The following is a 24,323-nucleotide window of genomic DNA, read 5'->3' on the forward strand; positions in this document are numbered from 1 at the left end:
CTAGCCCTCGAGCTTGCGCTCGAAGATCCAGAGGTTCCCGGACTCGCCCGGCTGGTGCTCTAGGTGGCCGAGCGACTGCATGAGCGCGAAGCCGCGGCCGGACTCCATGTCCTCCTCGGGCATCTCGCGTTCGATCTCGACGCCGATCACCGGAGGGGTGGTGTCCTCGAACTCGCCGATCAGGCGGTCGGGCAGGATCCGCACGGTCGCGCGGCAGTTGAAGGGACCGCCCGCGGGGGAGTGACGCACCATGTTGCCGACCAGCTCGATGAGGGCCGTGTCGAACGCCATCCGGTCGAGCATGCCGACCTGCGGGTTCGCCTCCCACACCTGCGCCAGGAGCCCGTGCAGGGTCTCCAGCATGGGAGGTTCGACGGTGAGCGTCTCCGAGAAGACGGTCGCGCCGCTCTCAGGCCGTGAAGGCATCCGCCGCACTCTCGTGAGGAGTGAGCACGCGGTCGAGGTTCGTCAGCTTGAGCACCATGAGCACCTGCGAGGAGGCGCCGCCGATACGCAGGTCGCCCTCGGCCTGACGGGCCGCCTTGAGGGAGCCGACGAGCGCGCCGAGGCCCGAGGAGTCGATGAACTCGACGCCGCTGAGGTCGACGGCGATCTTGCGCGCGCCCGAGGTGATCGCCCCGCTAACCACCTCGCGCAGCTGCGGAGCGGTGTTCATGGTCAGCATGCCGGAGGCATGGACGAGGGTGATGTCCCCGCGCTCCTCTGTGGTGAAGGCCATCAGGCTTCCTGTTCCTTTCTTTGCTGCTGCTGCTGCTGGGCGGCGTCGTACCCGTCGTACCGTACCGCCCACACGAGCACACTCAGGATCACCATGTCGAAGATGATCCAAACGACGTTGACGAATGTTCCGATCGGCTCGCCGAGCCCCGCCGTTAGGCGGATGACGCCGACGATAGCCGACACGGCGAGCACGACCGCCGCGGCGATCTGCCAGCGCACGAGCCCCCACTGGTTGCGGTGCTCGCTGTCGCGCGTCTTCTTCGTGACCGAGAAGCCGAGCTCGCGGCCGAACCAGACGTTGTTCACCGCGGACGTCACCGCCCTGATCCACACCGGGAACAGCGCGAAGCTGTACTGCTGCCCGCGCCAGGTCGGGGCTCCGCGGGCGGCGGCGAGGAACAGGAACTGGTTGATGATGAAGAACGGGATGAACCGGACGAAGAAGTCCACGTTCCAGGCGTCGACCGGCATGACCCCGAAGCAGAGGTAGGCGACGGGCGCGGCGATGTAGACGATCGTGGCGAAGCCGCCGAGGTAGCTCCACATCGTGCTGAAGTACATGAGCTTCTGCCCGAGCGAGAGACCGCGCAGGAACAGCGGGTTCTCCTTGAGCATGACCTGCATCGTGCCCTGCGCCCAGCGCAGACGCTGCGTCAGCATCGTGCCGAGGTCCTCGGGCGCGAGCCCGTAGGCGAGCGTGTGCGAGTGGAAGCGGCTCGACCAGCCGGAGGCGTGCATCCGCATCGAGGTCGCCATGTCCTCGGTCACCGAGATCGTCGCGACGGGCAGCACGGGCTGCGCCTCGTGCGAGCGGCTGACGTCGATCTTGTTGAGCGTCGCGGCGACCGTGCCCAGAGCGCCGAGGGGCGAGAGCTCGCGGCTCGCGAGCACGTCGACGGCGGCCTCGAGGTCGATCTGGGTCTCGTCCTCACCGGGTTCGAGCAGTCCGAGGGCGGCGAGGTCGTCGCGCACGGCGGCGAGCTGCCGGTCGACGAGCCGTCGCTCGGCCTGCCGCACGCGCTCCTGCACGCGGAAGGTGAGCTCGCCGAAGGCGACGCCGGAGCGCAGTTCCCTGCGAGCCTGGCGGACCGCCTCGTAGGCCTCGGTCAGCACCTCGGTCGCGAGGGCGTCGGCCCGGCGGCGGGCGCGACGCAACGCCGTCGCGGAGGCGTCGAGGGCTTCGGCGACCGTCGCCTCGACGTCGGCGACGTAGCCGCGGATGCCGAGCTGCATGAGGGCCTCTCGTCGCAGCACGGCGTTCGAGCCGCAGAAGAAGGCCGCGTTCCAGCCGTCCTTGCCCTCCTGGATCGGCCCGTAGAACAGCGGAGCCTGGCTGCCGAGCGGGTCCCCGGTGGCGACGTTGGAGAAGACCTGCGGCGTCTGCACGAGCGCGACCTTCTCGTCGTGGAAGTACGGCAGCGTCTCGTCGAGGATCTCCGGCACCGGGATCTGGTCGGCGTCGAGGATCAGCAGGAACTCGCCGTCGGTCGACATGAGCGCGTTGTTGAGGTTGCCGGCCTTCGCGTGGCGGGGGCGGCCGGCCCAGTCGGGGCTCCGGGTGATGTAGCCGATACCCGCCGCCTCCGCCGCGCGCTTGAGCTCGGGGCGGTCGCCGTCGTCGAGCACCCACGTCCTGTGCGGGTACCGGATGGCCTTCGCGGCACGGGCGGTGGTCATGACGAGCTCGATTGGCTCGTTGTAGGTGGCGATGAACACGTCGACGGTGCGCCCGTCGGGCATCGGCTCCTTGGGGCGCTCCTTCTTGATGCGCCACACCGTGACGCCGAACAGGATGACGTCGATGAGGGAGTAGGTCTCGGCCGCGACGAGCGGCACGGCGATCCACCAGGCCTCCCAGTTGACGGAGGCCAGCCAGCGCCAGGCGACGTAGTTGACGCCGAGCACGATCGTCAGGAAGACGAGGATGCGAACGACCAGAATGCGGGTCACGGGTTCCTCCTCACCACGACGACGGTCGTGTCGTCCGTCGCCTTCTTGTCGCGGGCCATGGTCAGCACGCGGTGCACGACGTCCTCGGCCCGCTCGCCCGAGCGGGCGACCTCGAACACCTGCTCGAGCGACGAGCGACCGGGGTCGGCGAGGTCGAGCACCCCGTCGCTGCCCACGAGCAGCATGTCGCCGGGCTCGAGCCGCAGCGTCCGCTCCGACCACGTGTCGTCCTCGAACACGCCGATCGGGCGGTCGATGCTCGTCAGGTGCTCGACGAGCCCGTCGGCGCGCACGACCGCGGCGACGCCGTGGCCGGCGTCGACATACCGCAGCTCGCCGTCGCTCGAGAGGTGCGCGTGGAAGAGCGTGACGAAGCTGTTCGACTGCTCGAGGTCGCCGATGAGGGAGTCGGATGCCACGGCGATCGCCGCGGCCGGGTCGAGCCGGCGCGCACCGCGCAGCACCGCCCGCACGGTCGCTGCGAGGATCGCCGCGCCCATGCCCTTGCCCATGACGTCGGCGACCGTGAAGCGGGCGCCGTCGCCGACGGTGTACCAGTCGTAGAAGTCGCCTCCGATGCCGCGGGCGGGGAGGCATCCGCCGGCCAACTCGAACCCCGGCACGGACAGGGCGTCGCGGGGGAGCAGGGCGCGCTGCACCTCGATCGCGCGGTCGAGCTCCTCCGCAATCGTCATCTCGTACTGCACCCACAGCGCGAGGTCCTGCAGCAGGCGCTCGTCCTGCTCGGTAAAGCGGCGGGGGGTCGGCCCGTAGACGCAGAGGCTGCCGATGCGGTGGCCGGACGCGGTCGTCAGCGGATGCCCGGCGTAGAAACGCAGCCGCGGGTCCTCCGTCACGAGCGCGTAGTCCTTGAACCGCTCGTCCTCCGCGAGGTTCTCGACGACGAGGGTCTCGTCGTGCTCGATCGTGACGGAGCAGATCGCCTGCTCGCGCGGGAACTCGGCCCCCTGTTCCACGAGCCCGCCGGCGGTCGACTTGGCGAACTGTCGATCGCGGTCGATCAGGTTGACGGACGCGCCCTCGACGCCGAAGAGGTCGGCGGCGAGCCGGGTGATCCGGTCGTAGCGCTCCTCGTGCGGGGTGTCGAGCACGCCGAGACCGGCGAGAGCGAGCACGCGCGCCTCGTCGCCGGAAGGTGTTGCCATGGTGCTCCGTTCCTCGTCCGATGCTTCGGAGCCGGAGCGGAGGTGGTTCGGTGGTGCAGTCAGGAGATCCTCCGGAGAACGACCTGGGTCGTGTCGTCGGTGCGCGGGCCGCGCGCCGCGCTCGCCATGTAGAAGTCGACGATGTCTTGGGCCGAACGGCCCGAGGTGACGAGTTCCGACAGTACGCGGTCGGCGTCGTCGCCCGGCGTCACGTGGTCGAGCAGCCCGTCGCTCGCGACGAGGAGCGCGTCGCCCGGCTCGAGCCGCACGGTGCCTGCGGTCCACTCGTCGTCCTCGAAGAGCCCGACCGGGGGGTCCACCGAGGGGAGCGGCACGTGGGTGCCGTCGGCCCGCACCACCCGTCCGAGCCCGTGGCCGGCGTCGACGTACTCGACGAGGCCGTCCTCGAAGGCGCGGGCGTGGAACAGGGTGACGAAGCTGTGGGCGGCCTCGAGATCCTGCGTCAGGGAGTCCGCCGCCACACCGACCGCGGCGGCGGGGTCGAGGCGCCGCGCCCCGCGCAGTACCGCGCGCACCGTCGCCGCGAGCAGGGCGGCTCCCATGCCCTTGCCCATGACGTCGCCGACGGTGATCTGCACGCCGTCGATGACGGAGTACCAGTCGAAGAAGTCGCCGCCGACGCCCTTCGCGGGGGAGCAGGCGCCTGCGAGTTCGAACCCGGGGAGGTCGAGGGTGCGCTGCGGCAGCAGCCCGCGCTGCACCTCGCCGGCGCGCTCGAGCTCCTCCTCCATGCTCAGCTCGCTCTGCACCCAGGCCGCGAGGTGTCGCAGCAGGTCGGCCTCGTCGGCGCTGAAGCTGTGCGGCATCGAGTCGAGCACGCAGATGGTGCCGATGCGGCGGCCCGACGGGGTCGTGACCGGATGGCCCGCGTAGAACCGCAGGGCGGCCGGCCCGGTGACGAGAGGGAGGTCCTTGAAGCGGTCGTCCTTCGTCAGGTCCTCGACGACGAGGGTCTCGTGGCCGCGGACCGTCACGTCGCACATCGTGCCCGCGCGGGGGAGCGACTCCGGCCACACCCCCTCCGGGGCGGCCGCCGCGCGGGTGTACTGCACCGCGCCGTCCATGAGGTTGATCGACGCGATGGGCATGCCGAAGAGGTCTCGGGCCACCGTCGTCACCCGCTCGAGCCGGGCTCCGTCGGCGGCGTCGAGCACGTCGAGCTGCGGCAGCGCGACGACGCGGGCGCTACCGTCCGCTGTCCTGCTCATCGGCTCCCCAGTCCCGTCGGGCGGCGGTGCCGGGAGCACCGCTGGGGACCAAGTGTCCCCTCCGGCGTACCCCGGCCGAACGTCCCCTTTCGCGGGACATCCTTCTCAGCATCCTTTCGTACGGCCGAACGAGAAGGAAGTCGCACTGAGAGAATCGTCAGGACATGCGAAACAGACGCGCTCTCCTCAATCTCGCGATCCTCCTGCTCGTGATCGCGCTCCTCGTCGTCGGCCGTGTTCTCGCCGGACGCGTCGAGCTCGGTCAGCAGACCTTCACCGTCGTGGTGCTCGTGGTCGTCGTCGTGCTCGCGGTCGCCGTCGCGGTGCAGGCGGTGCGCAAGCACCGTGCGCGCATCGGGTCGTGGAAGCGGGAGCGGGGCGGCGCGGAGGAGGCGAGGGGGACGGGCGGAAAGGAGGAGGGGGACCAGTAGTCGTACCCCTCCCGTGTCCCCCTGGCGGACTGGGGACGGGAATGTTCCATCCGGCTCCGCCGTTCACTACGATGTCCATGCAAATGCATCGAAATGAGGCTCCCATGCAATTCGGCATCTTCACTGTCGGGGACGTCACGCCCGACCCCACCACCGGGCGCACGCCGACCGAGTACGAGCGCATCAAGGCGATCCTCACGATCGCGCAGAAGGCCGAGGAGGTCGGGCTCGACGTCTTCGCCCTGGGGGAGCACCACAACCCGCCGTTCGTGCCGTCCTCGCCCACGACGATGCTCGGCTACGTCGCGGCCAAGACCGAGCGCATCGTCCTCTCGACCTCCACGACGCTCATCACGACGAACGACCCGGTCAAGATCGCCGAGGACTTCGCGATGCTGCAGCACGTCGCCGACGGTCGCGTCGACGTCATGATGGGCCGGGGCAACACCGGCCCCGTCTATCCCTGGTTCGGCAAGGACATCCGGCAGGGCATCCCGCTCGCGATCGAGAACTACGCCCTGCTGCACCGGCTGTGGCGCGAGGACTTCGTCGACTGGGAGGGCCAGTTCCGCACGCCCCTCCAGGGCTTCCAGTCCACGCCGCGTCCGCTCGACGGAGTGCCGCCCTTCGTGTGGCACGGCTCGATCCGCAGCCCCGAGATCGCCGAGCAGGCCGCCTACTACGGCGACGGCTTCTTCGCGAACAACATCTTCTGGCCGAAGGAGCACTTCCAGAAGCTCATCGGCTTCTACCGCCAGCGGTTCGAGCACTACGGACACGGCTCCGCCGACCAGGCGATCGTGGGCCTCGGCGGCCAGGTCTTCATGCGCAAGAACTCGCAGGACGCGATCGACGAGTTCCGCCCCTACTTCGACGTCGCCCCGGTCTACGGCCACGGCCCCTCGCTCGAGGACTTCACCGCGCAGACCCCGCTGACGGTCGGCAGCCCGCAGGAGGTCATCGACCGCTACGCCGCGATGCGCGACCACTTCGGCGACTACCAGCGCCAGCTGTTCCTGATGGATCACGCCGGCCTGCCGCTGAAGACCGTGCTCGAGCAGCTCGACCTGCTCGGCGAGGAGGTGGTGCCGGTGCTGCGCAAGGAGCTCGCCGTGAACCGTCCCGCGCACGTGCCGGACGCCCCGACGCACGCCTCGCTCAAGGCCGCCGCTGCCACCGAGACCACGTCCGTCGCGAGCTGAGAGGACCAGCCGACATGACCACCAGGAAGATCGCCGTCGTCTCGGCCGGGCTCAGCCGCCCGTCCTCCACGCGACTGCTCGCCGATCATCTGGCCGAGGCGACCGTCGCGCGCCTCGCCGAGCAGGGCGTCGACGCGGAGGTGCACACGGTCGAGCTGCGCGACCACGCGCACGACATCACGAACAACCTGCTGACCGGGTTCCCGAGCCCTGCCCTCGCCGACGTCATCGAGACGGTCACGACCGCGGACGGGCTCATCGCGGTCACCCCCGTGTTCACGACGAGCTACAGCGGACTGTTCAAGTCCTTCATCGACGTGATCGACCCGAAGGCGCTCACCGACCAGCCGGTGCTGATCGGCGCGACCGGCGGCACCGAGCGGCACTCGCTCGCCCTCGACTACGCGATGCGGCCGCTCTTCAGCTACCTGCACGCGGTCGTCGTGCCGACGAGCGTCTACGCGGCCTCGAGCGACTGGGGCAGCGGGGCGGATGCCGCGAGCGGCTCCCTCGCCGACCGCGTCGGTCGTGCGGCCGGCGAACTCGCGTCGCTCGTGAAGGACTCCGAGCGCTCGGGCCTCGTGCGGGACCCCTTCGCGCTCGACCCCTCGTTCAGCCCCGTCCCGCGCTGACGATTGGCGCCTGCCGCGCCGTGTGACGCGGCGCGGCGGAGTGTGACGCGGCACGCTGGGCAGGCGCACGGCGACCTGCCTAGCGTGCCGCCATGACTCTTCTCGACACCGTCCGTCCCTCCGTCCCCGACGCCACCGCCGACGAGCGCGCCGAGCGCCTGCAGAAGGCAGGAGCGGCCTGGCACGAACGGATCGCGACGGATCCGGCGACCGCTCAGCTGACCTACCGGGTCAAGGCGCAGGGGGAGGGCGCCGTCGGAACCCGCGTCATCGCCGGGCGCCACGAGTTCCTCGTCGACGAGCCCGGGGCGCTCGCGGGCGACGACGTCGCCGCGAGCCCGGTCGAGTACGCGCTCGGCGCGCTGCTGTCGTGCCAGGTCGTCGTCTACCGCCTCTACGCACAGGCGCTCGGCATCCGCGTCCACGAGATCGACGCCAGCGCCGAGGGCGACCTCGACGCCCGCAAGCTGTTCGGCATCGACGAGGGCGTGCGCGCCGGCTTCGGTGCCGTGCGGCTGACCGTCACGGTCTCCGGCCCTGAGAGCCGCGAGCGCTACGAGGAGCTGAAGGCCGCCGTCGACGAGCACTGCCCGGTGCTCGACCTCTTCGCCAACCCCGTCCCCGTCACGACGACGCTCGAGGTGCGCTGACTCCTCTCGCAACGGCGCCTCCGGCCTCGCGGTCGGGGGCGCCGTTCAGCGACCGGAGCCTGCGCGCCGCACCGCCCAGTCGATGGCGAGCCCCAGAGTCATCGCGACGACGACCGAGACGGCGACCGCCGCCACCGGGTGCTCGGCGAGCACGACGCCCGTCGTCGCGCCGACCACCGTGTTGTACACGGCCCAGGCCAGCCCGGCCGACGCCGCGAGGGGTACGTAGCGCCGCAGCGGCAGGCCGCTCGCGCCCGCGACGAGATTCACCGCGATGCGTGCGAACGGGATGTAGCGGGCGGTGAAGATCAGCACGGCGGCCCGCCGGTCGACCGCGACGCGCACCCGCGTGATCGCGGCGGCGACGCGGCCGCGGCGTTGCCACTCCCAGCGGTCGAGGCCGACGCGACGACCCAGCGCGTAGCAGGCGAGGTCGCCGCAGAGCGCTCCGACGGCGGCGGTCGGCACGAGCAGCCAGAGCGTCGGCGCCCCGACCGACGTCGACGCGGCCGCGAGCGCGACGACCGCGGTCTCGCTCGGCACGACGACGAGGAAGGCGTCGGCGACGGTGAGCAGCCACAGCAACGGGAGCACGAGCGGCGACTCGGCCAGCTCGGTCAGCCAGGTCGCGTCCACCCGGTCTTCCTACGTCGCTCAGGTGAACGGACGGTGCCGGCGCCTGACAGGGGAACGCCTCCGCGACGCCCGATCGGGCGGGAAGTCCCCGGAAAACGCCGGTCCTCGGCTAGTATTGACGAGGTTCCACAGCGAACCGCTCAATTCAACACGAGCACACGGAGCAGGCCGGCGCGAAGCTGGTCCACGGTGGTGGTGCGCGGAACGGGATCCCGGTCCGATCACTTCTACTGTTGGCCAGAGCAGACGCCGGACGCCGCCTGAGGCGTCCAGTCCCTTCCTGCCCGCTCCTGCTCCGACGTACGTCGTCGCGATCTTTCGCGACACGAGACTAAGGAGACAGACCTTTTGGAAGGTCCTGAGATCAAGTTCGCCGAGGCCGTTCTCGACAACGGCAAGTTCGGCACCCGTACCGTCCGCTTCGAGACCGGCCGGCTGGCCCAGCAGGCGCAGGGCGCCGTCGCCGCCTACCTCGACGAGGACACGATGCTCCTCTCCGCGACGAGCGTCAGCAAGCAGCCGAAGGACCAGTTCGACTTCTTCCCGCTGACGGTCGACGTCGAGGAGCGTTCCTACGCCGCCGGCAAGATCCCCGGCTCGTTCTTCCGCCGTGAGGGCCGCCCCTCGACCGAGGCGATCCTCGTCTGCCGGCTCATCGACCGCCCGCTGCGCCCGTCGTTCGTCGACGGTCTCCGCAACGAGGTGCAGATCGTCGTGACCGTGCTCTCGATCGCCCCCGGCGAGTTCTACGACGCCCTCGCCATCAACGCCGCGTCGGCGTCGACGCAGATCTCCGGTCTGCCGTTCTCCGGCCCGATCGGTGGCGTGCGCCTCGCCCTCATCGAGGGCCAGTGGGTCGCGTTCCCGACCTACTCGCAGCTCGAGCGTGCGGTATTCGACCTCACCGTCGCCGGCCGTCTCGTGACGAACGCCGACGGCAGCGAGGACGTCGCGATCATGATGGTCGAGGCCGAGGCGACCGAGCACGCCTGGGGTCTCATCCAGGGCGGCGCGAAGAAGCCCGACGAGGCCGTCGTCGCCGAGGGTCTCGAGGCGGCGAAGCCGTTCCTCACCCAGCTCATCAAGGCGCAGGCCGAGATGGCCGCCCAGTCGGCGAAGGAGATCAAGGAGTACCCGATCTTCCTGCCGTACAGCCAGGAGGCGTTCGACGCCGTCAAGGCCGTCGCCTACGACGAGCTGCGCGAGGTCTACCAGATCGCCGACAAGCAGGAGCGCCAGAACGCCGACGACGCCCTCAAGGAGCGCGTCAAGGCCCAGATCGCGGAGAAGGTCGAGGCGGGCGAGCTCGGCGGCGACATCCCCCCGATGGTCAGCGCCGCCTACAAGTCGGTCACGAAGTCGGTCGTACGCGGCCGCATCCTCACCGAGGGTGTCCGCATCGACGGCCGCGGCCTGCGCGACATCCGTCCGCTCGACGCCGAGGTGCAGGTCATCCCGCGCGTGCACGGCTCCGCGATCTTCCAGCGCGGTGAGACGCAGATCATGGGCGTCACGACGCTCAACATGCTCAAGATGGAGCAGCAGATCGACGCCCTCACCCCGGTGACGAGCAAGCGGTACCTGCACCACTACAACTTCCCGCCCTACTCGACAGGTGAGACCGGCCGCGTCGGCAGCCCCAAGCGTCGCGAGATCGGGCACGGCTTCCTCGCCGAGCGCGCCCTCGTGCCGGTGCTGCCGAGCCGCGAGGAGTTCCCCTACGCGATCCGTCAGGTGTCCGAGGCCCTCGGCTCCAACGGCTCGACCTCGATGGGCTCCGTCTGCGCCTCCACCCTGTCGCTCCTCAACGCCGGTGTGCCGCTGCGCGCCCCGGTCGCGGGCATCGCGATGGGTCTCGTGTCCGACCAGGTCGACGGTGAGACGCGCTACGCCGCGCTCACCGACATCCTCGGTGCCGAGGACGCGCTCGGCGACATGGACTTCAAGGTCGCCGGCACCTCTGACTTCGTCACCGCGATCCAGCTCGACACGAAGCTCGACGGCATCCCCGCCTCGGTGCTCGCCGGCGCGCTGACGCAGGCGAAGGAGGCGCGCACGTCGATCCTCGCGGTCATGAACGCCGCGATCGAGTCGCCCGACGAGATGGCGCCCACGGCTCCGCGCGTCATCAGCGTGCAGATCCCGGTCGACAAGATCGGTGAGCTCATCGGCCCCAAGGGCAAGACGATCAACCAGATCCAGGACGACACCGGCGCCGAGATCTCGATCGAGGACGACGGCACCGTCTACATCGGCGCGACCGACGGCCCCTCGGCCGAGGCGGCCCGTGCCGCGGTCAACGCGATCGCCAACCCGCACAACCCCGAGGTGGGCGAGCGGTTCCTCGGCACCGTCGTGAAGATCGCGACCTTCGGCGCGTTCGTCTCGCTGCTGCCCGGCAAGGACGGCCTGCTGCACATCTCCGAGGTGCGCAAGCTCGCCGGCGGCAAGCGCGTCGAGAACGTCGAGGACGTGCTCGGTGTCGGCCAGAAGATCCAGGTCGAGATCACGAAGGTCGACGACCGTGGCAAGCTCTCGCTCGCTCCCGTCGTCGAGGAGGAGGCGCAGACCGAGGCTCCCGCCGAGGCCTGATCTCCCGACGATCAACGAAGGGCTCGTCCGCATCACGCGGGCGGGCCCTTCGCCGTTCCACTGCAGATTCCGGTGGGAATCGCAAGCCCCTCGCGCAGAAGTGAGCCCGGCTCGCGGAAATTTTCCTAGAATGACGAGAAACTTCACGGATGGCCCATCTGTGAACGACCCAGGGCCTCGCGTCCGCTTCCCACATGGAGCAGCAGTGTCAGTGTCAGACCAGGACTTCGTCTCGTACGCGGACGTCCGCCGTACCGTGCCGGGCACCGAGCTCAGCGTCTTCCCGATCGCCCTCGACGGCAGCATCTTCGGCTGGGCGGCCGGCATCGACGACACCCGCGAGGTCCTCGAGTACTACCGCGCGGTCGGCGGCAACTTCGTCATGACGGCCGACCACTACGCGGGCGGCCGCAGCGAGATCATGATCGGCTCCTGGCTCGAGACGCTCGACCGCGACGAGGTCGTCGTGGGGACCAAGATCGGGCGTCATCCGGATGCTCCGGGGCTTTCGCCCGACAGCATCCGCCGCGGCGTCGAGGCGAGCCTCGAGCGGCTGCGCACCGATCACATCGACCTGCTCGCTTTTGACGGCGACCACCCCGAGACCCCGCTCGAGGACAGCTTCCGCGCTGCCGCCGAGCTCATCGCCGAGGGCCGAGTGCGCCACCTCGCCGCGAGCGCCTACTCCGGCAGCCGCCTGCGCGAAGCCAACCGCATCGCCGCGGACCACGGCCTCCCGGGCTTCCACGTCGCCCTCGGCGAGTACAACCTGATGGAGCGCGACGCGTTCGAACGTGATCTCGCGCCCGCCGCCGCGGAACTCGGCATCGGCGCCGTCGCCCGGCTGCCCCTCGCGAGCGGCTATCTCACCGGCGAGTTCCGCAGCCGCGACGTGCTCCCCCCGTCGCCCATGTTCGCCCAGGCGCTGCGCTACGTCGGCCGCCGCGGCAACAAGGTGCTCGGCGTGCTCGAGGAGATCGCCGAACGCCACGGAGCGCCGATGAGTGCCGTCGCCCTGCAGTGGGTCATGGCGAAGCCGCAGGTCGTCGTCGCCGTCGTGCGCGCGAAGGACGTCTACCAGCTGCGCGACCTCTACAAAGCGTCGCTGTTCAAGATCACCGACGAGGACATCGCTGCGCTCGACCGCGTCTCGCGCTGACGCAGCGCCTGGATCCGGGCCCTCCGCTCAGGGCAGGGGCACCGGCGGGCTCGTCAGCTCCGTGAGCGTGATGACCGAGCCGACCACGAGGAACCCCACGACGATCGCGATCGTCAGGAACGCGTGCAGGTACAGCCGCGGCCTGCCGGGGCGTGTGCCGAACTGCACGGCGACCATCGCGAGGTAGAGCGCGAGCGTCGTCGCGATGCCGCCGGTCGCGGCGCCCATGGGCCGCAGATCGCGCATGAGCACGAGCATGAACAGCGCGACCGCGGCGATCACCCCGGCGTAGACGAGCCACGCGCGGCCGGAGGCCGAGGTGAGCGGCGCCTGGTCGCCGACGCGGGTCGGATCCGGCATCAGCCCTCCGCAGGCGTCTCGCTCGTGAGCGTGAGCTGCGCCCGCCCGAGCAGGGAGTCGCGCAGCGTGAAGCCGAGCACGGCCGGCGTCGCGGCCTCGTCGAGCTCGAGGGCCGGCACGTCGAGCGCCGACACCGTGAACACGTACCGGTGCTCGCCGTGCCCGGCCGGGGGAGCCGCCCCGAGGAAGCGGCGCAGCCCCACCTCGTTCGGCTGGGTGACCGCGCCCTCCGGCAGCAGCCCCGCGTCGGGGTCGCCCGCGTTCCTGGGCAGCGAGGTGACGGATGCCGGCAGCCCGTGCACCGCCCAATGCCAGAAGCCGCTGCCCGTCGGGGCGTCGGGGTCGTAGACCGTGACGACGTAGCTTCGCGTGCCCTCGGGGGCTCCCGACCACTCGAGGGCGGGGGAGCAGTCCTCACCGCCGGCGCCCATGATGCCCGATCGGGCCCACAGCGGCATCCGCCCCCCGTCCTCGGCGTCGGGGCTCGACAGGCGAAAGGAGGGCACCTCCGGCAGGCGCCAGTTCGGGTCGTTCATGCCGACGAGGCTGGCACCGGGGGCTGGGCGTCAGCCGATGACGCCGGGGATGCGCAGCCAGCCGAAGGCGAACAGCGCCACGACGAGATTGAGCACGAGCGTGATGATCGTGACCGACCTCGAGCCGCCGCGGCGGCGCGCGAGCAGCATGACGGCCGCCACCACGGCGAGCACGAGGGCGAGCACCCCGCGCGACAGCGGGACGGGCACGTACGCCGCGAGCGACGGGAACAGCGTCACGAGCAGCAGCAAGCCCGCGATGAGCTCGATGACGGCGAGGGCGGTCTGACCCGAGCGGGCGCGCACTCGCACGATCGCGTCGACGATCGCGAGCACGGCGGCGGCGAGCGTCAGGACGAAGAGCACGTCGATCGTGATCATGCGGTTCCTCTCGGGTCGGTGGCCGCTCCCAGGCTAGCGAGGCTCGCGGCCGGGCCTCGGAAGGCGCTCAGAGACGCGCTGCCGCAGTCCCGTAGCCTGTCGGGCGTGACCCGAGCCGTTCGCCTGCCCCTCGATCTTCCCGAGCTCACGTTCACTGCCGCGGGGGAGTCGCTCGTGCGGCGCTCGGTGCTGCCGAGCGGCGTGCGCATCCTCTCCGAGGCCGTGCCGGGGGCGCGCAGCGCGACGATCGGCTTCTGGGTGGCGGTCGGCTCCCGCGACGAGCGCGAGGGCACCTTCGGGTCGACGCACTTCCTCGAGCACCTCCTGTTCAAGGGCACCCCGACCCGCACGGCGCTCGACATCGCGGTGAGCTTCGACGCCGTCGGCGGCGAGCACAACGCCGTCACGAGCAAGGAGCACACCTGCTACTACGCCAAGGTGCAGGACCGCGACCTGCCGATGGCGATCGACGTGCTCGCCGACATGTTCACCTCGTCGCTCCTCGACGAGACCGAGTTCGAGAACGAGCGCGGGGTGATCCTCGAGGAGCTCGCCATGGCCGACGACGATCCCGCGGATGTCGCGAGCGAGCGCTTCTTCGAGGCGGTGCTCGGGGTGCACCCGCTCGGCCGCCCCATCGGCGGCAGCCCCGAGACGATCGAGGCAGCCACCCGCGACTCCGTGCTCGCCCACTACCGCGCGAACTACCGTCCGCAGGACCTCGTCGTCACGATCGCCGGCGCCGTCGACCACGACGACGCGGTCGCCCGCATCTCCGCGGCCCTCGAGCGGGCGGGCTGGGACCTCTCGGTCGCGGCCACGCCCGTGCCGCGCCGCACCCCCGCCGACCCGCCCGAGCAGGGGTCCCCGCTCGTCGTCGTCGAGCGGCCCCTCGAGCAGGTCAACATGTTCCTCGGCGTGCCCGGGCTCGCCGCGGGCGACGAGCGCCGCAGCGTGCTCGCCGTGCTGACGAGCGTGCTCGGTGGCGGCATGTCGTCGCGTCTCTTCCAGGAGGTGCGTGAGCGACGCGGCCTCGCCTACTCCGTCTACGCCTACACACCGAGCTACTCCGACGCGGGCGTCTTCGCGATGTACGCCGGATGCACCCCGGCCCGCGCCCCCGAGGTCGCCGAGCTCATGCTCGCCGAGTTCCGCCGCGTCGGCGACGACGGCATCGAGCCGCACGAACTCGCCCGCGCCGTGGGGCAGCTCGGCGGGGCATCCGCCCTGGCGCTCGAGGACTCCGACACCCGGATGTCGCGGCTCGGCAAGAGCGAGCTCGTGCTCGGCGAGTTCGTCGACCTCGACGAGACGGAGCGGCGCCTGTCGCTCGTGACCGCCGAGGACGTGCGCGCGCTGGCCGAGGAACTCGCTGAGCGGCCCGTCGCGGTCGCCGCCGTCGGGGCCGTGGAAGAATCGTCGTTCGCGGGGCTCACCGTCGAGGCGTCCGCGAGCTGACCACAGGAGCACTCGAACTTTGGCCCACTTCCTCTACCTCGTCCGCCATGGCCAGCAGCAGGACGCAGAACACGGACTGCCCGACGGCCCCCTGAGCGAACGGGGCAAGCGGCAGGCGCGCGCGATCGCCGACCGGCTCGGCGGGGTCCCGTTCACCGCGGCGTGGCACGCCCCGACGCAGGGTTCGGCCGAGACCGCCAAGGTGCTGCGCGAGCGCATGCCCGCGCTCGACGTGAAGCCGTCGGCGCTGCTGTTCGACTGCGTGCCGAGCGGTCCCACCCCCGACATGCCGCGCGCGTTCGAGCCGTTCTTCGGCGGCGTCACCCCCGCCGAGATCGAGGCGGGGCAGGCGCAGATGAGCGACGCGGTCGACTGCTGGCTACGCCCCGGCGGACGCGACGACCGCCACGAGCTGCTCATCACCCACAACTCGGTCATCGCGTGGTTCGTGCGCGAGGTGTTCCAGGCGCCGGAGTGGCGCTGGATGGGCATCAGCCAGGCCCACGCGGGGCTCTCGATCATCCGCGTCCGGTCGGCGAAGCCGCCCGTGCTGATCTGCCACAACGACCTCGGTCACCTGCCGGTCGAGCTCCGCACCGGCATGCCGGTCGAGCAGCCGTACTGACACCACCGGCGGTCGTGTAGAGCCGAAGCCGGGTGTCGAGACCCTCGCACGCGCAGAGACCTCGATACGCCGCTGTCGCGGCTACTCGAACGCCGAGGGGCTGATCAGCTCAGCCGCTTCGCGTACCAGTCCGTCGCGTCCGGGTTGTCGTTGTACGCCGGCACCGGTACGAAGCCCGCCGAGCGGTAGAGGCCGCCCGCCGCCTCCAGGGTCGAGTTCGTGTCGAGCACGAGCTCCTCGGCGCCGAGGTCGCGCCCGCGGCGCTCGAGTTCGGCGAGCAGCGCGCGCCCGAACCCCATGCCGCGCACGTGCGGCTGCAGGAACAGGTGCTTCACCTCGAAGCGCCGCAGCCCCTCCCGCGAGGTGCCGAGCGAGCGGATGCCGCCGCAGCCGACGTCCGCGGGCTCGCCTGCGAGGTCCTCGCTCTCGACGACGAGGAAGACGCCCTCCGGCGGCACGAACTCGGCCGGGTCGGGGAACGAGGGGCGGAAACCGTCTCCGCCGAAGGCGGCGCTCAGCGCGGCGAAGTACTCGCCGAGCAGGGCCAGCGCCGAGTCATCCGTCGTCCTCGCCTCGCGCCAGCTCACCATGCCTCCAGCGTAGGCGCGGGGAAAGCGTCGGTAGGGTGGGGGACATGGCAACCAAGGTCGCGGTCATCGGCGCGACGGGCAGGATGGGTCAGCTCGTCTCACGGGTGGTCGAACAGACCGACGGCTTCACGCTCGCGGCGCAGGTCGACTCGAAGGGCGAGCTGACCGAGATGCTCGGCGCCGACCTCGTCGTCGATGTCACCGTGCCGGGCGTCACGCAGCAGGTCGTCGAGTTCGCCGTCGCGCACGGCATCAACGTCGTCGTCGGCACGAGCGGCTGGTCGGGCGAGCGCATCGCCTCGCTCGAGCGGATGATCGACGGCAACCTCGCCGTCGGCGTGCTGATCATCCCCAACTTCTCCGTCGGCAGCGTGCTCGCGACGAGCTTCGCGACGATGGCGGCGAAGTACTTCGAGTCGATCGAGATCGTCGAGGCGCACCACGCCGGCAAGGTCGACAGCCCGTCCGGCACCGCCGTGCGCACCGCCGAACTGATCGGGCAGGCACGCGCCGAGCTCGGGCCCGTCATCGCGCCGCACGCCGACCAGCGCGCCCGCGGTCAGCAGGTCTCGAGCGTGCCCGTGCACAGCCTGCGCCTGCAGGGCGTGCTCGCCAAGCAGGACGTCTACTTCGGCGGCACCGGCGAGGTGCTCACCATCAGCCACGAGACGGTGTCGCCGAACGCGTACGAGGCGGGCATCCGCATCGCGCTGCAGGCCGGCCGCACGGCGACGGGCGTCACGGTGGGCCTCGACAAGCTCATCGGGCTCTAGATGCGCGGTTTCGTCGGGGCGCTCGTGATGGCCGCCCTGCTCGTGCTCTACTTCGTCGTCGCGGGCCAGCGCTCGGTCGTGCTGCTCGGCTCCGGCGATCCGATCGCGGTCGGCATCGGCGTGGGGCTGCTCGTGCTCCCGCTGATCGGCGCTGGACTGCTCGCCGCGGAGCTCGCCTTCGGGTTCCGGTCGCAGCGCCTCGTGCGCATCCTCGACGCCGAGGGCGGCCTGCCCGTCGACGACCTGCCCAAGCGGCCGAGTGGGCGCCCCGTGCGCGAGGCCGCCGACGCGGATTTCGTGCGCTACAAGGAGGCCGTCGAGGCGAACCCGGGGGAGTGGCGCGACTGGTTCCGCCTCGGGCTCGCCTACGACGCCTCCGGTGACCGGCGGCGCGCCCGTGCCGCGATCCGTCAGGCCATCAGGCTGGAGCGCGGCACGGCGACGCCCGAGGGCTGAGCGGCTCAGCCGTGCAGCCAGGCGTCGATCGCCTGCTCCACCGTCGTGTGGCGGAACGTGAACCCGTCGGCGGTGAGCTTGGTCGGCAGCACCTTCTGGCTCGGCAGCAGCAGCTCCCGGCCCGCCTCGCCCATACCGATCGCGATGACCTTCTCGGGGATCACGAACGCGTAGGGGCGGTGCATCGCGCGGGCGAAGTAGCCCGTCACGCGGTCGCTCGTGGCGGGCGTCGGCCCGGCGAGGTTGACCGCGCCGACGAGGGTGGGCGAGGTCAACGCGTGCACGATCGCGGCCGCCTCGTCGTGCAGGCTGATCCACGGCCAGTGCTGTCCGCCCGAGCCGAAGCGGGACGCGACGCCGAGCTTCGTCGTCGGCACGAGGGGCTTCAGCACCCCGCCCTTGCCGATCACGAGCCCCGTGCGGATCTTCACGACGCGGGTGGCCGGCGGCGCGACATCCGCCGCCTTCTCCCACCCCTCGACGACGTCCGCGAGGAAGCCCTGGCCGCGCTTCGACTCCTCGGTGAGGCGCTCGCCAGGGCGGTCGCCGTAGAAGCCCACCGCGCTCGCACTGACGAACACCTTCGGCGGGTTCTTCGCCATGTTCATCGCCTCGGCGAGCGCCTGCGTCGCCGTCACTCGCGAGTCGAGGATCGTGCGCTTGTAGCCCGGCGTCCACGGCAGCCGGCCCAGCGAGGCGCCGGAGAGGTTGACGACGGCGTCCATGTCGTCGAGCAGCGAGAAGTCCATCATCCGGGCGCTCGGCGCCCAGTTGAACTGGTGGTCGTCCTTCGGCTCGCCGCGCACGAGGGCGAACACCTCGTGCCCGCCCTCACGCAACTGCTCCGACAGCTCCGTGCCGATGAGGCCGGATGCGCCGGAGATCAGGACCTTCACGCCAGGCTCGCCTCGAGCGTGATCGGGATGCCCGCAAGGGCCTGCGACACGGGGCAGTTCTCCTTGGCGTCCGCGGCGAGCCGCTGGAAGTCCTCCTCGGAGATGCCGGGGATCTTCGCGCTCACGAGCAGGTGGCTGCCGGTGATGCCGGTGCCGGGCACGAACGAGACGGCGGCGGTGACCTGGATGTTCTCCGGCGGCGTGCCGTTCTCCGCCAGCGCGTTGGCGAAGGCCATGGAGAAGCAGGCCGAGTGCGCGGCGCCGAGCAGCTCCTCGGGGTTGGTGTCGCCGGTCTCGTCGGTCGAGCGGGCCTTCCACGACACGGCGAACTCGGCGGCCTCCGACGAGTCGAGCGAGGTGGTCCCGCTGCCCGTCATCAGGTCGCCCCGCCACAGGGTCGTCGCTTCGCTGGTCTTCGCCATGGGAACCTCCTCGGTCTGGTGGCTCCACACTATTGCCGGCCCTGTGCGGGCTCCCTTGGAATGCGCCGAGCACGCCGGTACCGCGCTGCGGGGCACGCGCCTTGTAGGTTGTTCCCCGTGCCGGAAGAACGCGAAGTCGACATCCAGTTCCGCTCCGACGTGACGGTCGAGCTCGTCCGCTCCAGCGCCCACGACTCCGACGTGCTCTTCGCCGCTCGGGTGTCGACGCAGGGCGAGCAGACGCTCGAGGCGGCGCAGTCCGACGCCGAGGCCACCGAGAAGCGCGACCGCGGGCTCATCAACTACCTCATGCGCGACCGCCACGGCTCGCCGTTCGAGCACAACTCGATGACCTTCTACGTGCAGGCGCCGATCTTCGTCTTCCGCGAGTTCATGCGGCACCGCATCGCCTCGTACAACGAGGAGAGCGGGCGCTACCGCGAGCTCCGCCCCGTCTTCTACGTGCCCGCGCCCGAGCGCAACCTGGTGCAGGTCGGCAAGCCCGGCGCTTACGAGTTCCTCCCCGGCAGCGAGGAGCAGATCCGTCTCGTCGACGCGCAGACCCGGCTCGTCTCCATCGAGGCGTACGCCGCGTACCAGCGGATGCTCGAGGCGGGCGTCGCCCGCGAGGTCGCACGCATCGTGCTGCCGCTCAACATCTACTCCTCGATGTACGTGACCGTGAACGCCCGGTCGCTCATGAACTTCCTCTCGCTGCGCACGAAGCACGAGGACTCCACGTTCCCCTCCTTCCCGCAGCGCGAGATCGAGATGTGCGCGGAGAAGATGGAGCAGCTCTGGACCGAGCTCATGCCGCTCACCGCCGAGGCGTTCACCCGTAACGGGCGCGTCGCTCCCTAGCAACGGTCCGCCGCCCGTGCCGGGCGCCGATACCCTTGTCTCCGTGTCAGACTCCGCCAACCCCTTCGGCCAGGTGCTCGTCGCCCTGGTGACCCCGATGACGCCGGACGGCGAGGTCGACTGGGCGGGTGTCGAGAAGCACATCGACGACGTGATCAACGCGGGTGCCGACGGCATCGTGGTGAGCGGCACGACGGGGGAGACCTCGACCCTCACCGATCCCGAGAAGATCCGGCTCGTCGAGGTCGGCAAGAGCGTCTCGGCCGGCCGCGCGAAGATCATCACGGGCGGCGGTTCGAACGAGACCGCCCACGCGATGCAGCTCGCGCGCCAGAGCGAGAAGGCCGGCGCCGACGGCAACATGGTCGTGACGCCGTACTACAACAAGCCGACCCAGGCGGGCATCCTCACCCACTTCCGGATGATCGCGGATGCCACCGACCTGCCCGTCATCCTCTACGACATCCCCGGCCGCACGGGCGTCCCGATCCGCTACGAGACGATCCTCCGCGCGGCGAAGCACCCCAACATCCTCGCCGTGAAGGACGCCAAGGGCGACCTCGCCGAGGCGAGCCGGGTGCTCAACCAGACCGACCTGCTCTACTTCGCCGGTGACGACGCCAACGCGCTGCCGTCGCTCGCGATCGGCGCGACCGGGCTCATCGGCGTCACCGCCAACATCGCCGCGACGCCGTACCGCCACATGGTCGACGCGGTGAACTCCGGCGACCTCCGGACGGCGACCGAGGCGCACAAGAAGCTCGAGCCGCTCGTGCGCGCCGTGATGACGCACGTGCCCGGCACCGTCGCGACGAAGTTCATCCTGCACGGCCTGCGGCGCATCGACTCGCCGCGCGTGCGGCTCCCGCTCGTCGGCCCCGAGGACTTCGAGGCCGCGCTCATCGAGGACGACATCGCCCTCGTCGGCCCCGACATCGACGGGCTGAGCTTCAAGAACTTCCGACCCGACCGCAACGCCGCCGCCGGCGGAGCGCTCCCCAAGATCGCCGGCACCACCCGCTGACGCGGGCGGTGCGGAGTATTACGCCAGGGGGCTGACGGCCCCACCGTCCGACCGACAGGACCCAATGCCCAACACCGTTTCAGAACCGCGCCCGCTCGATCGCGGCGTCCTCCGCGTCATCCCGCTCGGCGGCCTCGGCGAGGTCGGCCGCAACATGACGGTCTACGAGCTCGACGGCAAGCTGCTCGTCATCGACTGCGGCGTGCTCTTCCCCGAGGAGCACCAGCCCGGCGTCGACCTGATCCTGCCCGACTTCACGCCGATCCGTGACCGCCTCGACGACGTCGTGGGCGTCGTGCTCACGCACGGTCACGAGGACCACATCGGCGCGGTGCCCTACCTGCTCCGGCTGCGCAACGACATCCCGCTCATCGGCTCGACCCTGACGCTCGCACTCGTCGAGGCGAAGCTCAAGGAGCACCGGATCAGCCCCTACAGCCTCACCGTCAAGGAGGGGCAGCGGGAGCAGCTCGGGCCGTTCGAGCTCGAGTTCATCGCCGTCAACCACTCGATCCCGGATGCCCTGGCGGTCGCCGTCCGCACGTCCGCGGGTCTCGTGCTGCACACCGGCGACTTCAAGATGGACCAGCTGCCGCTCGACGGCCGGCTGACCGACCTCCGCGCGTTCGCCCGCCTCGGCGAGGAGGGGGTCGACCTCTTCCTGCCCGACTCCACCAACGCCGACGTGCCCGGCTTCACCCCGCTCGAGCGCGACATCGGACCGGTCATCGAGTCGGTGATCTCGAAGTCCTCCCGTAAGGTCGTCGTCGCGAGCTTCTCCAGCCACGTGCACCGCGTGCAGCAGGTTCTCGACGCCGCCTCGCGCAACGGGCGCAAGGTCGCCCTGATCGGCCGGTCGATGGTGCGCAACATGGGCATCGCCGCCGACCTCGGCTACCTCAAGGTGCCGCAGGACGTGCTGATCGACGCGAAGGCCGCCGGCAACCTGCCCGACGACCGGGTCGTCTTCATGTGCACCGGCTCGCAGGGCGAGCCCATGGCCGTGCTGTCGCGCATGGCGAACATGGAGCACGCCATCGAGATCGGCAAGGGCGACACCGTCATCCTCGCCTCGTCGCTCATCCCCGGTAACGAGAACGCCGTCTACCGCGTGATCGACGGGCTGACCAAGCTCGGCGCGAACGTCGTGCACAAGTCGAACGCGAAGGTGCACGTCTCCGGGCACGCCGCCGCCGGCGAGCTGCTCTACTGCTACAACATCCTGAAGCCTCGCAACGTGCTCCCGGTGCACGGCGAGTACCGCCACCTCACCGCGAACGCCGACCTCGCCACGAGCACCGGCGTGCCCGAGCAGAACGCGATCATCGGCGAGAACGGCATCGTCGTCGACCTCGTCGGCGGCGTCGCCCGCGTGACCGGCCAGCTCGACCTGGGCTACGTCTACGTCGACGGCTCGACCGTCGGCGAGATCACCGAGGCCGACCTCAAGGACCGCCGCATCCTCGCCGAGGAGGGCTTCATCTCGATCTTCGTCGCCGTCGACGCGCAGACGGGCCGCGTCATCGTGGGCCCGGAGATCCAGGCGCGCGGCTTCGCCGAGGAGGAGCGCGTCTTCGACTCCGTGCGCCCGCAGATCATCAAGGCGCTGCAGGAGGCCGCCGAGAACGGCACGCGGGACACGCACCAGTTCTCGCAGGTCGTGCGCCGCACCGTCGGGCGCTGGGTCAACACCAAGCACCGCCGGCGCCCCATGATCGTGCCGGTCGTGATCGAGGCCTGACCGGCATCCGTTGCAGGCTGGTTACAGAACTGCCGAGCGACACCGTGATCGGTCGACCCTGGTGTTGACTGACGACGAACTCCCCTGATTCCGGGGACACTCCCACACAGCACGACAAGAGAGGCACGGATGTCCAGATCCGTATTCCGCGCTCGCTCGCTCGCCGCCCTCGGCGGCACGGCGGCGGTCGCGATCGCACTGACCGGCTGCACGGCCGGCGACGACGGCGGCAACGGCGGCGGGGGCGACGACTCGATCATCGTCGGCACCACCGACAGCGTCACCTCCCTCGACCCCGCGGGCTCGTACGACAACGGCTCGTTCGCGGTGCAGAACCAGGTGTTCCCCTTCCTGCTGAACACCCCCTACGGCAGCCCCGACGTCGAGCCCGACATCGCGGAGTCCGCCGAGTTCACGAGCCCGAACCAGTACACGGTCACCCTCAAGGAGGGCCTGACCTGGGCCAACGGCAACGAGCTCACCTCCTCCGACGTGAAGTTCACGTTCGACCGCCAGCTCGCGATCGCCGACGCCAACGGCCCGTCGAGCCTCCTGGGCAACCTCGAGAGCGTCGAGACCCCCGACGAGACGACGGTCGTCTTCAACCTCGTCAACCCCAACGACCAGACCTTCCCGCAGGTGCTCTCGAGCCCCGCCGGTCCGATCGTCGACGAGGACGTCTTCAGCGCCACCGAGCTGACCCCCGACCAGGAGATCGTCGACGGCAACGCGTTCGCCGGCCAGTACACGATCACCAGCTGGGAGCTCAACAGCCTCGTCGAGTTCACCGCGAACCCGGACTACCAGGGCCTCCTCGGCCCGGCCGAGACCGAGAACGTGCTGCTGAGCTACTACGCCGACTCCTCGAACCTCCGCCTGGACGTCGAGACCGGTGAGATCGACGTCGCCTACCGCAGCCTCGCGCCGGCCGACATCGAGGACCTCCGCGGCAACGACGACGTCAACGTCGTCGACGGCCCCGGTGGCGAGATCCGCTACATCGTGTGGAACTTCGACACGCAGCCCTACGGCGCGACCACGCCCGAGGCGAACGCCGACCAGGCGACCGCCGTGCGTCAGGCCGCTGCCGCGCTGATCGACCGCGAGCAGATCGCCGAGCAGGTGTACCGGGGCACCTTCACCCCGCTGTACTCCTTCGTGCCCGAGGGCCTGACCGGCGCGACGACCTCGTTCCAGGAGCTTTACGGCGAGAACGGCGGCCCGAGCCTCGACCAGGCCACGCAGATCCTCGCCGACGCCGGTGTCACGACCCCGGTCACGCTGAACCTGCAGTACAGCCCGGACCACTACGGCCCGTCGTCGGGTGACGAGTACGCGCTCGTCGAGAGCCAGCTCGAGGAGGGCGGCCTGTTCGACGTGAACCTGCAGTCCACCGAGTGGACGCAGTATTCGGCCGACCGCACGAGCGACGTGTACCCCGTGTACCAGCTCGGTTGGTTCCCGGACTACTCCGACGCGGACAACTACCTCACGCCGTTCTTCTTCAACTCGGAGACGACGACCGCGTTCCTCGCGCAGCACTTCGACGACCCGGAGATCAACGCGCTCATCTCGCAGCAGGCGACCACCGCCGACGCCGCCGAGCGCACCGCGATCATCGAGCAGATCCAGGACCGCCTGGCCGAGATCGTCCCGACGATCCCGCTGCTCCAGGGTGCGCAGGTCGCCGTGACCGGAACCGACATCGAGGGCGTCACGCTCGACCCGTCGTTCAAGTTCCGCTTCGCGCCGCTGACGCGCAGCTGAGCCAGCAGTAGCAACGGGCGCCGCCCGGGGGACCGCCACGAGCGG

Annotated in this window: 26 protein-coding genes; 14 read left to right on the forward strand and 12 right to left on the reverse strand. The window is 70.5% G+C overall.

Translation table 11 applies throughout. The features are described 5' to 3' along the window. From JUB10_RS10240 to JUB10_RS10260, 5 genes are read right to left on the reverse strand one after another with little or no spacing between them, the layout of a single operon-like run. Complete coding sequence (locus JUB10_RS10240; RefSeq protein WP_207456438.1) at nucleotides 1-426, reverse strand: ATP-binding protein; 426 nt, start codon at nucleotides 424-426, stop codon at nucleotides 1-3. After that, complete coding sequence (locus JUB10_RS10245) at nucleotides 410-739, reverse strand: STAS domain-containing protein (RefSeq protein ID WP_207456440.1); 330 nt, start codon at nucleotides 737-739, stop codon at nucleotides 410-412. Before JUB10_RS10245 ends, JUB10_RS10240 begins: the two co-directional genes overlap by 17 nt. Next, on the reverse strand, nucleotides 739-2,691 hold the full coding sequence (locus JUB10_RS10250) for a glycosyltransferase family 2 protein (RefSeq protein WP_207456442.1): 1,953 nt from the start codon (nucleotides 2,689-2,691) through the stop codon (nucleotides 739-741). The genes JUB10_RS10245 and JUB10_RS10250 overlap by 1 nt, the downstream gene beginning before the upstream one ends. Beyond that, nucleotides 2,688-3,857 (reverse strand): PP2C family protein-serine/threonine phosphatase, encoded by a 1,170-nt coding sequence (locus JUB10_RS10255; protein WP_207456444.1) that lies wholly within the window; start codon nucleotides 3,855-3,857, stop codon nucleotides 2,688-2,690. Before JUB10_RS10255 ends, JUB10_RS10250 begins: the two co-directional genes overlap by 4 nt. Before the next feature lie 59 nt (nucleotides 3,858-3,916). Further along, on the reverse strand, nucleotides 3,917-5,086 hold the full coding sequence (locus JUB10_RS10260; protein ID WP_207456445.1) for a PP2C family protein-serine/threonine phosphatase: 1,170 nt from the start codon (nucleotides 5,084-5,086) through the stop codon (nucleotides 3,917-3,919). Between the two features lie 164 nt (nucleotides 5,087-5,250). Between JUB10_RS10260 and JUB10_RS10265 the strand changes: the two genes are divergently transcribed. From JUB10_RS10265 to JUB10_RS10280, 4 genes are all read left to right on the forward strand, one after another. Beyond that, nucleotides 5,251-5,517 carry a hypothetical protein gene (locus JUB10_RS10265; RefSeq protein ID WP_207456447.1) on the forward strand — a complete coding sequence of 89 codons (267 nt, stop codon included), beginning with the start codon at nucleotides 5,251-5,253 and terminating at the stop codon, nucleotides 5,515-5,517. Between the two features lie 104 nt (nucleotides 5,518-5,621). Continuing rightward, the gene (locus tag JUB10_RS10270) at nucleotides 5,622-6,719 is read left to right on the forward strand and encodes an LLM class flavin-dependent oxidoreductase (RefSeq protein WP_207456449.1); all 1,098 of its coding nucleotides are present in this window, start codon (nucleotides 5,622-5,624) and stop codon (nucleotides 6,717-6,719) included. Nucleotides 6,720-6,733: 14 nt separating this feature from the next. Further along, entirely contained in the window at nucleotides 6,734-7,351 is a 618-nt protein-coding gene (locus JUB10_RS10275; protein WP_207456451.1) for an FMN reductase, read from the forward strand. A gap of 92 nt (nucleotides 7,352-7,443) precedes the next feature. Further along, a complete protein-coding gene (locus tag JUB10_RS10280; RefSeq protein WP_207456453.1) occupies nucleotides 7,444-8,001 on the forward strand; it encodes an OsmC family protein in 558 nt (185 codons plus the stop codon). 45 nt (nucleotides 8,002-8,046) lie between these two features. Here JUB10_RS10280 and JUB10_RS10285 read toward each other — a convergent pair whose 3' ends face one another. Next, entirely contained in the window at nucleotides 8,047-8,637 is a 591-nt protein-coding gene (locus JUB10_RS10285; protein WP_207456455.1) for a DedA family protein, read from the reverse strand. 348 nt (nucleotides 8,638-8,985) lie between these two features. On the opposite strand from JUB10_RS10285, the gene JUB10_RS10290 reads away from it, so the two are divergent. After that, nucleotides 8,986-11,229: a polyribonucleotide nucleotidyltransferase gene (locus JUB10_RS10290; protein ID WP_207456457.1), complete on the forward strand. Its 2,244-nt coding sequence runs from the start codon at nucleotides 8,986-8,988 to the stop codon at nucleotides 11,227-11,229. A 211-nt stretch (nucleotides 11,230-11,440) separates the two neighbouring features. Further along, a complete protein-coding gene (locus JUB10_RS10295) occupies nucleotides 11,441-12,388 on the forward strand; it encodes an aldo/keto reductase (protein ID WP_207456459.1) in 948 nt (315 codons plus the stop codon). 27 nt (nucleotides 12,389-12,415) lie between these two features. Here the strand turns inward: JUB10_RS10295 and JUB10_RS10300 are convergent, their stop codons facing one another. From JUB10_RS10300 to JUB10_RS10310, 3 genes are read right to left on the reverse strand one after another with little or no spacing between them, the layout of a single operon-like run. Further along, nucleotides 12,416-12,748, reverse strand: a complete 333-nt coding sequence (locus tag JUB10_RS10300; protein WP_207456461.1) for a hypothetical protein — start codon at nucleotides 12,746-12,748, stop codon at nucleotides 12,416-12,418. Continuing rightward, nucleotides 12,748-13,284 carry a YbhB/YbcL family Raf kinase inhibitor-like protein gene (locus tag JUB10_RS10305; protein ID WP_207456462.1) on the reverse strand — a complete coding sequence of 179 codons (537 nt, stop codon included), beginning with the start codon at nucleotides 13,282-13,284 and terminating at the stop codon, nucleotides 12,748-12,750. The genes JUB10_RS10300 and JUB10_RS10305 overlap by 1 nt, the downstream gene beginning before the upstream one ends. A gap of 30 nt (nucleotides 13,285-13,314) precedes the next feature. After that, entirely contained in the window at nucleotides 13,315-13,665 is a 351-nt protein-coding gene (locus JUB10_RS10310; RefSeq protein ID WP_207456464.1) for a hypothetical protein, read from the reverse strand. A gap of 105 nt (nucleotides 13,666-13,770) precedes the next feature. Between JUB10_RS10310 and JUB10_RS10315 the strand changes: the two genes are divergently transcribed. Next, entirely contained in the window at nucleotides 13,771-15,123 is a 1,353-nt protein-coding gene (locus tag JUB10_RS10315) for a M16 family metallopeptidase (protein ID WP_207456465.1), read from the forward strand. Between the two features lie 19 nt (nucleotides 15,124-15,142). After that, nucleotides 15,143-15,748, forward strand: coding sequence for a histidine phosphatase family protein (locus JUB10_RS10320; protein ID WP_207456467.1), 606 nt, complete (start codon nucleotides 15,143-15,145; stop codon nucleotides 15,746-15,748). Nucleotides 15,749-15,852: 104 nt separating this feature from the next. On the opposite strand, the gene JUB10_RS10325 is transcribed toward JUB10_RS10320, so the two are convergent. Next, nucleotides 15,853-16,338 (reverse strand): GNAT family N-acetyltransferase, encoded by a 486-nt coding sequence (locus JUB10_RS10325; protein ID WP_207456469.1) that lies wholly within the window; start codon nucleotides 16,336-16,338, stop codon nucleotides 15,853-15,855. Between the two features lie 44 nt (nucleotides 16,339-16,382). On the opposite strand from JUB10_RS10325, the gene dapB reads away from it, so the two are divergent. Both dapB and JUB10_RS10335 read left to right on the forward strand, forming a co-directional pair. Further along, nucleotides 16,383-17,111: a 4-hydroxy-tetrahydrodipicolinate reductase gene (gene dapB / locus JUB10_RS10330; protein WP_207456470.1), complete on the forward strand. Its 729-nt coding sequence runs from the start codon at nucleotides 16,383-16,385 to the stop codon at nucleotides 17,109-17,111. After that, nucleotides 17,112-17,567: a hypothetical protein gene (locus JUB10_RS10335; RefSeq protein WP_207456471.1), complete on the forward strand. Its 456-nt coding sequence runs from the start codon at nucleotides 17,112-17,114 to the stop codon at nucleotides 17,565-17,567. Nucleotides 17,568-17,572: 5 nt separating this feature from the next. On the opposite strand, the gene JUB10_RS10340 is transcribed toward JUB10_RS10335, so the two are convergent. Next, complete coding sequence (locus JUB10_RS10340; protein WP_207456472.1) at nucleotides 17,573-18,463, reverse strand: TIGR01777 family oxidoreductase; 891 nt, start codon at nucleotides 18,461-18,463, stop codon at nucleotides 17,573-17,575. Continuing rightward, nucleotides 18,460-18,885, reverse strand: coding sequence for an OsmC family peroxiredoxin (locus JUB10_RS10345; RefSeq protein ID WP_207456474.1), 426 nt, complete (start codon nucleotides 18,883-18,885; stop codon nucleotides 18,460-18,462). Before JUB10_RS10345 ends, JUB10_RS10340 begins: the two co-directional genes overlap by 4 nt. 117 nt (nucleotides 18,886-19,002) lie before the next feature. On the opposite strand from JUB10_RS10345, the gene thyX reads away from it, so the two are divergent. The 4 genes from thyX to JUB10_RS10365 all read left to right on the forward strand — a co-directional run bounded on the left by thyX (nucleotide 19,003) and on the right by JUB10_RS10365 (nucleotide 24,278). Then, nucleotides 19,003-19,746, forward strand: a complete 744-nt coding sequence (gene thyX / locus JUB10_RS10350; RefSeq protein WP_307859189.1) for an FAD-dependent thymidylate synthase — start codon at nucleotides 19,003-19,005, stop codon at nucleotides 19,744-19,746. 43 nt (nucleotides 19,747-19,789) lie between these two features. Further along, the gene (gene dapA, locus JUB10_RS10355; protein ID WP_207456478.1) at nucleotides 19,790-20,770 is read left to right on the forward strand and encodes a 4-hydroxy-tetrahydrodipicolinate synthase; all 981 of its coding nucleotides are present in this window, start codon (nucleotides 19,790-19,792) and stop codon (nucleotides 20,768-20,770) included. A 64-nt stretch (nucleotides 20,771-20,834) separates the two neighbouring features. Further along, a complete protein-coding gene (locus JUB10_RS10360; protein WP_207456480.1) occupies nucleotides 20,835-22,511 on the forward strand; it encodes a ribonuclease J in 1,677 nt (558 codons plus the stop codon). 129 nt (nucleotides 22,512-22,640) lie between these two features. Further along, nucleotides 22,641-24,278 carry an ABC transporter substrate-binding protein gene (locus JUB10_RS10365; protein WP_207456482.1) on the forward strand — a complete coding sequence of 546 codons (1,638 nt, stop codon included), beginning with the start codon at nucleotides 22,641-22,643 and terminating at the stop codon, nucleotides 24,276-24,278. Nucleotides 24,279-24,323: the final 45 nt, after the last annotated feature.

Source organism: Desertivibrio insolitus (assembly GCF_017355965.1).
Taxonomy (GTDB): domain Bacteria; phylum Actinomycetota; class Actinomycetes; order Actinomycetales; family Microbacteriaceae; genus JAFIQW01.